This window comes from Mycobacterium sp. TH-M15 (assembly GCF_057473705.1).
Window position 1 is genome coordinate 1 of record NZ_JBYCLB010000312.1, and the last position, 10,792, is coordinate 10,792.

Sequence of the window (10,792 nt, forward strand, 5' to 3'; positions counted from 1 at the left end):
ACAGCGGGCTGAAGCTCGCCGAGGTCTGCAAGCGGCTCGGCGTGACCACCGGCTCCTTCTACCACTTCTTCGCCAGCTGGTCGGTGTACACCAGCCAGCTGGTCCGCTACTGGATGGACGAGCACACCCTCAAGCAGGTGGAGTTGCTGCGCGCCGAACCGGACCCACGCCGCCGGATCGACTTGGCGATTCAGGTCGGCTTGTCGCAACCGCACGGCGCCGAGGCCGCGATCCGCTCCTGGAGTTCGGCGGACCCCGAGGTGCATGCGTTGCAAACCGAGGTCGACCAGATCCGCTACGACATCATGTACGAATCTTCGCTGGCGATCCTGGGCCAGCAGCGGTCGGCGCAGCTCTTCGCCAGCTGGTCGCTGTACCTGCTGGTGGGCTACGAACAAACCCTGCTGCCCCGCGACGGCACGGTGCTGGAGTGGATCGCCGATCAGCTGCTGCACGCGCTCGACTCGGGCCGCTTCGCCGACACCGCGGTCGGCTGACCGCGGATGACGCCGCACGGCCGGCGCCGCGGTGCCGGCGAACGGTTCGGGCGGTTCGTCCGGCGCTCCGGGTACCTGACCACGTGGCTGATCCTGGGGCCGGCGATCGGCGCCATCGCCGGACTGGGCGCCGTCGCGTTCTTTCTGGCGCTGCGCTACGCCACCGATTTCCTGCTCGGCTACCTCGCCGACTACCGCATCCCGACGCCGTTCAGCGAGGGCGGCGACCCGGGCTCGCCCGGCTTCCGCCGGCCGTGGGCGATCCCGCTGATCACCACCGGTGGCGCACTGCTCTCGGCGCTGGTCGTCGCCTGGTTCGCCCCCGAGGCCGAGGGCCACGGCACCGACGAGGCCATCGAGGCGGTGCACACCGATCCGCGCGGCATCCGCGCCCGGGTGGTGCTGGTGAAGCTGGTGGCCAGCGCGCTGACCATCGGCTCCGGCGGCTCCGGTGGACGTGAGGGACCGACCGCACAGATCTCGGCCGGATTCGGCTCGTTGCTGACCCGCCGGCTGAACCTGTCCGACGACGACGGCCGGCTGGCGGTCGCTCTCGGCATCGGCGCCGGCATCGGTGCCATCTTCAGCGCCCCGCTCGGCGGGGCGGTGCTGGCCGCGTCGATCATCTACCGGCGGGACCTGGACTATCGGGTCCTGATACCGGGCCTGCTCACCTCGGGCACCGCCTACGCGGTGCGGGGTGCGGTCCTCGGCTTCACACCGATGTTCGGCTTCGTCGACGCCGAGTACCGGTTCGAGGACGTCGGTCCGCTGCTGTGGTTCGTGGTGCTGGGGATCGGCGCGGCGGCGGCGGGCTACCTGTACGCCCGGATCTTCCACGCCACCGTGGCGCTGACCCGCCGGCTGCCCGGCGGGCCGGTGCTCAAGCCGACGGTGGGCGGCCTGCTGGTCGGGCTGCTCGGGCTGGCGCTGCCGCAGGTACTCAGCAGTGGCTACGGCTGGATTCAGCTGGCCACCAGCCGGGCGGCGCTGCTGACCATCCCGCTCTGGATCGTGGTGGTGCTGCCGCTGGCCAAGATCGTCGCCACCGCGCTGACCGTGGGCACCGGCGGCTCCGGCGGCCTGTTCGGCCCGGGCGTGGTGATCGGCGCGTTCGTCGGGGCGGCCACCTGGCGGCTGGGTCACCTGTTCGAGCTGCCCGGGGTGCCCGACCGGCCGGACGTCTTCGTGGTGGCCGGGATGATGGCCTGCTTCGGCAGCGTGGCGCACGCCCCGCTGGCGCTGCTGGTGATGGTGGCCGAGATGACCGGATCCTTCGCGGTGGTGCCCGGAGCGATCCTGGCGGTCGGCATCGCCGCGCTGCTGACCTACCGCAGCCCGGTGACCATGTACCGGGCGCAGCGCCTGGACCGGGCCAGCGTCGCCGCCGAAACCGGCGGTTGACCGCTCAGATCGCGCGGATGTTCTGCACCGGCAGCCGCGGGCCGCGGCGCGGCTGCACCGCCAGCCCGCTGACCTCCAGTAGCCGGACCACCCGATGCCGGTGCGGGCGCATCGGCTCCAGCAGATCGACCATCGCGTCGTCGTCGACCGGGCGGCCCAGCAGCGTCCAGCCGATCATCTTCGGGTAGTGGTAGTCGCCGACCGAGAGCGCATCGGCGTCGCCGAACGCGCGTTGGGCGGTCTCGGCGGCGGTCCACACCCCGACCCCGGGCAGCGACGTGAGTGCCATCCGCGCCTCGGCCGCCGGCCGCCCGGTCAGTCGCTGCAGCGAACGCGCCCGCTGTGCGCAGCCGACGACGGTGCGGGCCCGACCCGGGTCGACGTTGGCGCGATGGAACTCCCAGGACGGGATCGCCCGCCACACCTCGGCCGCCGGCGGCACCCGCATCCGGGCCGGCGCCGGCCCCGGCGCCGGGGTGCCGAACCGGGTGACCAGCCGACGCCAGGCCCGGAACGCGTCGGCGCCCGGGACACGCTGCTCGAGCACCGCCGGGATGAGCGCCTCAAGTACCTGGCCGGTGCGGCCGAGCCGAAGCTGCGGCACTCGCCGCTGCGCCGCGGCGATGGTGGGTTCGGTCGGCGCGAAGTCGCTCGGGTCGTCGTCGGCCCCGAGCAGCGCCGGCAGCGCATCGAGAAACTCCTCGGCGCCGTCGCCCCAGGCGGTGCAGGCGACGGCGTCCCGCGCGGGCTGGCTGATCCGCGCCGTCACCGGCCCGGTCTCCAGGCTGCTGGTCCGCCAGACCGCACCGTCGGCGGCGATCTGGAAGCACGGATCCAGTGGTCCGCGCCGCAGCGGGGCCAGGGTGAGGCCCGGAGTGACCGCACCCGGGAAGGTGACCGTGCGGACGTGCTGGATGTCGATGCCGCGATCATAAGATCACCGGCAGCCGTTGACCGCATCGGCCGGCCACGCCACGATGACATGGTGGCCACCCCGTTCGACGACCCGCAGGCCGAGCTGGCGTGGATGTTCCTGCAAAGCCTCTGCGACGCCGGCGACCTGGAGGAGGGCTTCGCACTGCTCAGCGAGGACTTCACCCACTGGAGCATCAGCACCGGCGAATCGGTCGGCAAGGCGGCGCTGCGCCGCTGGGCCGAACAGCGCCGAGGCACCGTGGAGCTCACCCTCGATCTGATCCGCTGCGTGAACGAGGGCGAGACCGTGGTGATCGAGGCGCAGGCCGACCTGGTGACCGCCGACGGGCCGCGGTATCACAGCCCGTTCGTCTTCCTGTTCGAGACCCGCGACGGCCGGATCGTGTCGGTGCGTGAGTACGGCGACCCCCGGCTGGCCGCCCAGGTGATCCCGTCCCCACCGTGAACCGGGCCGTGCCGCGAGCCGCGCGCCGTTCAGTCGGGGGAGCCGCCAACGCAGTGTTCTTGGACCGGGAACCACGCCAGGCAGAGCATGTCCGCTCGGGCACGACGCCGTATCACCCAGCTGTGGCCGGTGGCGACAGCCAGGAGATCCGCCGCGATCTGATCGACCTGCTCGGCGTCGGAAGCACGTGTCCCCGTGCAGCTTCCGATGGCGGAGTAAACGAGGCGCGAAACCCGGATCTCGGTTCGAATGCGTGTCCCGATGTCTGGATGGACAACGGGCGCGTTGATGGCGCTCGCCAGTCGAGATCGGAGATCGATCGGTTCGGGTTCACATCGGCGTACCAACCCGGGGTTGCCGGTGATGACGGCCAGCACGTCGGCGGAGAGTTCGCCCACGGTGATGTCTTGCTCGTTCGCCTGAGCCCGGAGGGCCGCGTAGACCACCTCGTTGACCGGCGCGAAGATCACGTCCTGCGCACCAGGCATCGGGTCCGACGCGTCACGCCCAGCCGCACCCTCGTTGTGGCCCACCGCGTCTCCGTCGTCCGCGGCCGGCTCGGCTGCAGCGAGCATCCGCTGACTGAGGTCCAGGCATTGCGCTTCCCCGACGCCGTTGAACGAATACGCCAACCGGTGCACCTCGAAGGCGAAGCCGCGCAACTCGTCACCGGCTGCACCGGCATGCCCGGCGTGCAACGCTTTGCGACGATTCATCTCACATCCTCCTGCGGGCATGACGGGCACCTGCGGTCCTGCTACGAAGCGGTAACCCCGGTTCTGCGGCAGGGCGTCACGTACAGGGTTGACGGTAGGACCGGTGGGTTATCGGAACAAACCCCGCGCATTACCGGGGCGTAAACACATCGCGAACAGCCGCGGCAGGCATTCAGGCCACCACACCCCGGCCGATTCATTCGGAGACGAGATCACCGATGTGACGCTGCACCGGAACAGCGGCTCGACAGCAGAGACCTATCGCGACCCGACGGTGATCTCGGCTTTGTCCGGGTAGAACGCGACGTGGCCGGCGATGGCGGAGACCGCCGGGAACGGCTGCCGGTAGGTCCAGGCCGCATCGGCGACGGTGCTGCCCGACGGTGTGCGGACGCTGTAGTAGCTCGCGTCGCCCTTGAACGGGCAGTAGCTTTCGGTCTCGGCCGGGGTGAGTAGCTGCTGGGCGACGTCGATCAGCGGAATATATTGCACCGCAGCGTGTCTCGACTCACGCAGGGTGAGCGCGTCGTCGGTCTCGGCGATCACTTCACCGGCGATACGGACGGTGACGTGGGCGCCGGTCGGCTCCACGGTGATCGGGTATTCGGCGGTCGGGGTCAGCACGGGTCGTTCGGTCATGGTCACTCCCTGTTCGGCTTATAGCTCCCCAACGCGCCACGCCCGGTCACTTCTTCCCGCGCGTCTCCTTGCGGTCGCGCATCGCCATCCAGAACCGGGCCGCCGCCCGAATCGAGTCTTCCACCGGCCGGGGCTGCCAGCCCAGCTCGCGGACCGCCTTGTCGTGGTCGACGGCGGCCTCGGCGCGCATCATCCGCACCGAGGTCACCGACAGCTCGGCGTCGGTTCCGGTCAGCCGGGCCTTCAGGCTGCCCATCCCGGCCAGCCCGTAGAGCGCCGGCACCGAGATCGACCGCCGCGGCGGCGGCACGCCGGCCTCGTCGGCGGCGGTGCGGACCAGCTCGTCGTTGCTGACCATCCGCTCGGAGATCAGGTAGCGCTCGCCGGGGCGGCCGTGTTCGGCCGCCAGGATCAGCGCCCGGGCCGCGTCGTCGACCCCGACCGCCTCGGCGGCGATGCCGCGCATGATGAACGGCAGCTTGGAAAAGACGGCGCCGGCGATGAACGCACCGTGCGGGGTCCGTCCCCAGTCGCCGTCGCCGTAGGTGGTCGAGACGCACATCGCCACCGCCGGCAGGCCGCGCTCGGCGGCGTACCGCAGCACCATCTCCTCGGCCTGCACCCGAGACCGCACATACGGGGTGATGCCGTGTCGGCGGATCGGGTCGGCCTCGCTCGCCCGCTGTCCGCGCCGCCGGCCCACGGTGACGTAGCTGCTGGTGAAGACGAAGCGGCGCAGGTCCGCGACGATCTCCGGTTCGCAGGCCACCTGCAGGGCGTTGCGCAGCCCGTCGACGTTGGTGCGAAACAGCGGGGCCGGATCACGCAGCCAGGCGCGGGTGTCGACGACGCAGTGGTAGACGACGTCGCAGCCGGTCATCGCCGCGCGCACGGTCTCGGTGTCGAAGACGTCGCCGTGGAACCGGGTGACGTCCAGGTCGTCGATGCCGGCCGTGTTGGCGCCGGACCGCACCATGGCGCGCACCGGCATCCCGGCGCCGACCAGCTGCCGGGTGACGTGCGAGCCCAGGAAGCCGTTGGCGCCGATCACCAGCGCGGGCCCGCTCACGACTGCCCCCCGTGCCGGGCCAGCCAGGCGGCCGCGTCGTCGTCGAGGGTGCCCAGCCGCTCGGCGTTGCGGCACCACGTCAACGCTGCCCGGAAGAACCGCAGCGGGTTGTAGACGTCCTCCTGACGGGACCACAGCCCGTCGCCGGCGTAGCTCACGATCGAGATGTTGGTGGCGCTGATGACGGTGCCGTCGCCGGGATCGGCCATCGGGTTGTCCAGCTCGCAGATGACCCGGCCGGTGGGTTCGTCGATCACCGTCCACAGCGACGGGAACGCGGTCATGTGGCTGCCCGGGAAGGTGGTCATGGTCTTGCGGATCCAGGCACGCACCTCGTCGCGGCCGTGCATGGTGCCGGCCGCGTGCTCGACGTACTCGACGTCGGGGGTGTAGTGGGCCACCCAGGCATCCCAGTTCTTGGTGGCGGCCGCATCGGCGACGGTCTGCTCGAAGGTGTGGAAGGCCGAGGTCAGCTCCGCGCGGCTGAATCGCGGGGTGGTCACGTCAAGAACTAGAACACGTTCTAGCTGGGTTTGTCGAGCTACGCCGGTTGGGGCGCGGCGGCGGCAGCACCCAAACCGGCCCCGATGACCGGGGATGGGACGATAATCGACGCTATGACCGCTAACAAGGCAATCCTGGCCGGTGGCTGTTTCTGGGGGATGCAGGACCTGATCCGCAGGCAGCCGGGGGTGGTGTCCACCCGGGTCGGCTACACCGGCGGCACGGTGCCCAACGCCACCTACCGCCACCACGACGGCCACGCCGAGGCGATCGAGATCAGCTACGACCCGGCCCGCACCGGCTACCGCACCCTGCTGGAGTTCTTCTTCCAGATCCACGATCCGACCACGCCGAACCGGCAGGGAAACGACATCGGGACCAGCTACCGCTCCGCGATCTTCTACCTCGACGACGAGCAGCAGCGGATCGCCCTGGACACCATCGCCGACGTCGAGGCGTCCGGGCGCTGGCCCGGCCGGGTGGTCACCGAGGTCAGCCCGGCCGGCGATTTCTGGCCGGCCGAGCCCGAGCACCAGGATTATCTGGAGCGCGTCCCCGGCGGGTACACCTGCCACTACATCCGGCCGGACTGGACGCTGCCGCACCCGGCGGACGCCAGCCGGTAGTCGTCATGCGCCCGGCCCGGTGGCCGGACCCGCAGACCTGTTGTGCTGCCCGACGACCGGTGCTGAACTTGTCTTATCGAGTACACCGACGATCGGAGGACGCCATGAAGCTATCGACGCGCAATCAACTCACCGGGACCGTCGCCGAAGTCGACATGGGTAGCGTGATGGCGATCGTGAAGGTGCGCCTGGACGGCGGGAACCAGCTGGTCACCTCCTCGGTCACCAAGGACGCCGCGTTGGAGCTCGGCCTCAAGGCCGGCCAGCCGGCGACGGTGTTCATCAAGTCGACCGAGGTGACCGTCGGCGTGGCCTGACCTCACGCGGCCATCGGCTCCGGCCGCACCGGCCGGGTGGTGCGGCCGCCGGACGGCAGCGCCAACCGGACGATCTTGCGCACCACGGTGCCGAACTGCTTCGCCAGCGGTCCGGTGTTGTACGGGATGCCGTAACGCCGGCAGATCTCCCGCACCTCGGGGGCGATCTCGGCGTAGCGATGCGCCGGCAGGTCCGGGAACAGGTGGTGCTCGATCTGGAACGACAGGTTGCCGGAGAGGATATGGAAGAGCGTGCCGCCGGCCAGGTTCGCCGAGCCGAGCACCTGCCGGACGTACCACATCCCGCGGGACTCGCCCGCGGCCTCCTCGACGGTGAACTCCTGGGTGCCGTCCGGGAAGTGCCCGCAGAAGATGATGGTGAACGCCCACACGTTGCGGATCAGGTTGGCCGACAGATTGCCGGCGAAGACGAACGGCGCGAACGGACCGGCCAGCAGCGGGAACGCCAGGTAGTCCTTCAGGATCTGCTTTCGGGTCTTGCGCCAGGTCTCGGTGAGCATCTGGCGCTTGTCGCGGAAGCCGATCTCCCCGGCCCGGATCCGCTCGGTCTCCAGTTCGTGCACCGCCACCCCGTACTGGCAGAGCACCATCAGCAGGAACGCGTAGATCGGGTTGCCCAGGAAGTACGGCTCCCAGCGCTGAGCCTCGCTCATCCGCAGGATGCCGTAGCCGATGTCACGGTCCATCCCGACGATGTTGGTGTAGGTGTGGTGCATGTAGTTGTGCGAGTGCCGCCACTGATCGGACGGGCAGGCGGTGTCCCACTCGAAGGTCTGCCCGCGCAGCGCCGGATCGCCCATCCAGTCGTACTGGCCGTGCATCACGTTGTGGCCGATCTCCATGTTGTCCAGGATCTTCGCGCACCCCAACATCGCGGTGCCGGCCAGCCAGGCCGGCGGCAGGATGCCGAGGAACAGCAGCGCTCGCCCGCCGACCTCCAGGGTGCGCTGCGCCTTGACGACCTGACGGATGTAGTCGGCGTCGCGCTCACCGAGGTCGTCGAGGACCCGTTGCCGGATGGCGTCCAGCTCGCGGCCGAACTCGTCGGCCTGCGCCGGGGTCAGGGCGGGCTGTGATCGGGTCATCTCGGGTTCTCCTCGGCTGGTTTGGTGGTGAGGTTTCGGGGTCACAGCGCCAGGTCGACGTCGCCGACCGGCACCGAGACGCAGATCTGGATGTCCTCGTCGGCGTCGTCGGAGACGGTGCCGGTGACCAGGTTTCGCACCGCGCCGCGGGTCTTGCGGCAGGTGCAGCTGTGGCAGATGCCCATCCGGCACCCGCTGGCCGGCTGCAGGCCGGCCGACTCGGCCTGATCGAGCAGCGACCGGCCGTCGTCGCGGATCTCGATCCGCGCGCCGAGGAAGGCCACCCGTCCACCGGACGGGTCGGCGGCCACCGCCGTCGGCGGCCGGAAGCTCTCCCAGATCGCGTCGTCGCGCTGCGCGCGCACCGCGGCAACCAACCCGGGCGGTCCGCAGACGTACACCGCGTCCGGGGCCGGCATCGCGGCGCGCAGATGGTCGGGGCCGAACCGGCCGGCGACGTCGCCGGCGTCCGCCGACCGGGGGTATCCGTGCAGCACCCGCACTCCGGGGATCGCGGCGAGTTCGTCGTGGTAGACCGCTTCGGCGCGGCAGCGGGCGTAGTGCAGGAAGGCGATCTCGCCGGGGTGGCCCTCGGCTCTCAGGGTGCGCAGCATGGACAGCACCGGGGTGATCCCACTTCCGCCGGAGACCAACAGGACCCGGCGGGGCCGGACCTTCGGGAGCACGAAGTCGCCGCCGACGCCCGCCAGGCCGACCACCATTCCCGGCCGGGCGTGCCGGTACAGGTGGTTCGAGACCAGACCGCCGTCGTGTACGCCGACGGTCAGCTCGATCAGCTCGTCGCCCTCGGCATTGGCCGGCGAGTAGCACCGCGCCCGGCGCCGCCCCCCGATGTCGACGGTGACGGTGACGTGCTGCCCGGCCCGGAACCCGGCGAAGGCGGCGTTGGGACGCAAGGTCAAGGTGACGCTGCGCGGGGTGCCGCGACGGACCGCGACGACCTTGGCCCGGGCCTCCGACCGGGTCCAGGTGCCCGACACCAGCTCGGTGTAGCGGTCGATGCCGCCCGGTCCGGTCAGCTGACCTACCAGGCTCGAGCCGGTCACCTTCCGGACCAATATTTGGGTGAACATGTGTACACGGTTGCCTTGTTGCCTCCGGCGAGTCAAGGGGAATTCGGTAATTGTGGTAGCGTTCACACCGTGAACAGTCGTCCACCGACCTCACGGTCGCGGCGACCGCGGCCGGAGCGTGACCGGAGCCCGCGCCCCGAGCGAGTCTCCCGCGGGGAACGCAAGGAGGCGACCCGGCGGGCGATCATCGGCGCCGCGCTGAAGCTGACCGAAGACCGAAGCTTCGGCGCACTGAGCCTGCGGGAGGTCACCCGCGCGGCGAACATCGTGCCGGCCGCCTTCTACCGGCATTTCGAGTCGATGGACGCCCTCGGCCTGGTACTGATCGATGAGTCGTTCCGGGCGCTGCGGGAAACCCTGCGCGAGGCCCGCAGCGGGAAGGTCGACCCGGCCCGGGTGATCGAGTCGTCGGTGGAGGTTCTGGCCGACAGCGTGGCCGCCCGCCGCGAGTACTGGCGGTTCATCAACCGCGAGCGCTCCGGCGGGGTGACCGTGCTTCGCTATGCGATCCGAACCGAGATCCGGCTGATCACCTCCGAACTCGCCGTCGACCTGGCCCGGTTCCCCGGGCTGGAGGAGTGGACCACCGAGGACCTCAACGTGCTGGCCGGGCTGTTCGTGAACTCGATGATCAGCATCGCCGAGGCGATCGAGGAGACCCGCGATCCGACGGGCCCGACCGATATCAAACGCGCTGCGGTCAAACAACTTCGGATGATCACCATCGCCGCCGCAGGCTGGCGCAGCAAGCCGTGATCGGCGAGAGGCGGTGAGCGACACCCGGCGTGCGGTGGCACGACGGCCACGCCCAATGCGGGTCCCGGGACTACGATCCCGACGGCGGTTGGGTGTATGGGGCCTCGACCGGCTTTCAACGGGACAAGGGCATCATCCGGCGACGGGTCCGTCGTCGCTGCGCCGGCCGGCCCACGGAGTGTGGGTGCTGGGCGGATTCGGCAACACGGGTTGCCCACGGCCCGTAACCGGCCAGCACCATCGCGGCTACCTCGGGTCCCGCCACATCTGCCACAGCGTCGGCCCGCGGTCCGGCAGCACGATCTCGCCGGTGACTCGGAAGCCGAATCGCTGGTAGTACGCGATGTTCTCGAACTTGCTGGACTCCAGATACGCCGGGCAGTGTTCGGCGTCGCAGCGATCCAGCCGAGACGTCATCAGCGCCTGCCCGTAGCCGCGACCGCGGACCGTGGGGTCGCTGCCGAGCACCGCCAGATACCAGTGCGGCTCCTCCGGGTGCACCGCGTCCATCATGTCGTTCACCGTGCGCGCCCTGCTCATCAGCCCCCGGCCGAAGGCCGGTAGGAGCGCTGGCAGCATCCGTAGCTGCCGCCGCCAGGTCAGCCGCCACCGGCCGGGCGGGTCCCACAGCGCCGCCCCGCCGACCCGTGCGCCGCCGCGGGCGACCTCCACCCCGCCGCCGC

General features: G+C 70.5%; 14 protein-coding genes. 6 read left to right on the forward strand and 8 right to left on the reverse strand.

From position 1 onward, the window contains the following. A partial coding sequence (locus AC2VNT_RS07220) for a TetR/AcrR family transcriptional regulator (RefSeq protein ID WP_486946201.1) occupies positions 1 to 497 on the forward strand: 497 nt, incomplete at its 5' end. A 6-nt stretch (positions 498 to 503) separates the two neighbouring features. Continuing rightward, positions 504 to 1,901 carry a chloride channel protein gene (locus AC2VNT_RS07225; protein ID WP_486946202.1) on the forward strand — a complete coding sequence of 466 codons (1,398 nt, stop codon included), beginning with the start codon at positions 504 to 506 and terminating at the stop codon, positions 1,899 to 1,901. A gap of 4 nt (positions 1,902 to 1,905) precedes the next feature. On the opposite strand, the gene AC2VNT_RS07230 is transcribed toward AC2VNT_RS07225, so the two are convergent. Next, the gene (locus AC2VNT_RS07230; protein WP_486946213.1) at positions 1,906 to 2,817 is read right to left on the reverse strand and encodes a DNA-3-methyladenine glycosylase family protein; all 912 of its coding nucleotides are present in this window, start codon (positions 2,815 to 2,817) and stop codon (positions 1,906 to 1,908) included. 111 nt (positions 2,818 to 2,928) lie between these two features. Here AC2VNT_RS07230 and AC2VNT_RS07235 point away from each other — a divergent pair, with 111 nt between their 5' ends. Further along, the gene (locus AC2VNT_RS07235) at positions 2,929 to 3,282 is read left to right on the forward strand and encodes a nuclear transport factor 2 family protein (RefSeq protein ID WP_486946214.1); all 354 of its coding nucleotides are present in this window, start codon (positions 2,929 to 2,931) and stop codon (positions 3,280 to 3,282) included. A gap of 29 nt (positions 3,283 to 3,311) precedes the next feature. Here the strand turns inward: AC2VNT_RS07235 and AC2VNT_RS07240 are convergent, their stop codons facing one another. From AC2VNT_RS07240 to AC2VNT_RS07255, 4 genes are all read right to left on the reverse strand, one after another. Beyond that, positions 3,312 to 3,998 (reverse strand): hypothetical protein, encoded by a 687-nt coding sequence (locus tag AC2VNT_RS07240; RefSeq protein ID WP_486946203.1) that lies wholly within the window; start codon positions 3,996 to 3,998, stop codon positions 3,312 to 3,314. A gap of 258 nt (positions 3,999 to 4,256) precedes the next feature. Continuing rightward, positions 4,257 to 4,637 carry a DUF427 domain-containing protein gene (locus tag AC2VNT_RS07245; RefSeq protein ID WP_486946204.1) on the reverse strand — a complete coding sequence of 127 codons (381 nt, stop codon included), beginning with the start codon at positions 4,635 to 4,637 and terminating at the stop codon, positions 4,257 to 4,259. Positions 4,638 to 4,683: 46 nt separating this feature from the next. Continuing rightward, positions 4,684 to 5,706 (reverse strand): NAD-dependent epimerase/dehydratase family protein, encoded by a 1,023-nt coding sequence (locus tag AC2VNT_RS07250; RefSeq protein ID WP_486946205.1) that lies wholly within the window; start codon positions 5,704 to 5,706, stop codon positions 4,684 to 4,686. Next, positions 5,703 to 6,209: a nuclear transport factor 2 family protein gene (locus AC2VNT_RS07255; protein WP_486946206.1), complete on the reverse strand. Its 507-nt coding sequence runs from the start codon at positions 6,207 to 6,209 to the stop codon at positions 5,703 to 5,705. Before AC2VNT_RS07255 ends, AC2VNT_RS07250 begins: the two co-directional genes overlap by 4 nt. A gap of 114 nt (positions 6,210 to 6,323) precedes the next feature. On the opposite strand from AC2VNT_RS07255, the gene msrA reads away from it, so the two are divergent. Together msrA and AC2VNT_RS07265 are read left to right on the forward strand one after the other, a co-directional pair. After that, positions 6,324 to 6,836 carry a peptide-methionine (S)-S-oxide reductase MsrA gene (gene msrA, locus AC2VNT_RS07260; RefSeq protein ID WP_486946207.1) on the forward strand — a complete coding sequence of 171 codons (513 nt, stop codon included), beginning with the start codon at positions 6,324 to 6,326 and terminating at the stop codon, positions 6,834 to 6,836. Positions 6,837 to 6,940: 104 nt separating this feature from the next. After that, the gene (locus AC2VNT_RS07265; protein WP_486946208.1) at positions 6,941 to 7,153 is read left to right on the forward strand and encodes a TOBE domain-containing protein; all 213 of its coding nucleotides are present in this window, start codon (positions 6,941 to 6,943) and stop codon (positions 7,151 to 7,153) included. Positions 7,154 to 7,155: 2 nt separating this feature from the next. Here AC2VNT_RS07265 and AC2VNT_RS07270 read toward each other — a convergent pair whose 3' ends face one another. Together AC2VNT_RS07270 and AC2VNT_RS07275 are read right to left on the reverse strand one after the other, a co-directional pair. Continuing rightward, positions 7,156 to 8,259, reverse strand: a complete 1,104-nt coding sequence (locus AC2VNT_RS07270; protein ID WP_486946209.1) for a fatty acid desaturase family protein — start codon at positions 8,257 to 8,259, stop codon at positions 7,156 to 7,158. Positions 8,260 to 8,300: 41 nt separating this feature from the next. Beyond that, entirely contained in the window at positions 8,301 to 9,353 is a 1,053-nt protein-coding gene (locus AC2VNT_RS07275; protein ID WP_486946210.1) for a ferredoxin reductase, read from the reverse strand. Between the two features lie 69 nt (positions 9,354 to 9,422). Between AC2VNT_RS07275 and AC2VNT_RS07280 the strand changes: the two genes are divergently transcribed. Beyond that, positions 9,423 to 10,109, forward strand: a complete 687-nt coding sequence (locus AC2VNT_RS07280) for a TetR family transcriptional regulator (protein WP_486946211.1) — start codon at positions 9,423 to 9,425, stop codon at positions 10,107 to 10,109. A gap of 246 nt (positions 10,110 to 10,355) precedes the next feature. Here AC2VNT_RS07280 and AC2VNT_RS07285 read toward each other — a convergent pair. Continuing rightward, the coding region (locus tag AC2VNT_RS07285) for a GNAT family N-acetyltransferase (RefSeq protein ID WP_486946212.1) at positions 10,356 to 10,792 on the reverse strand (437 nt) is incomplete at its 5' end.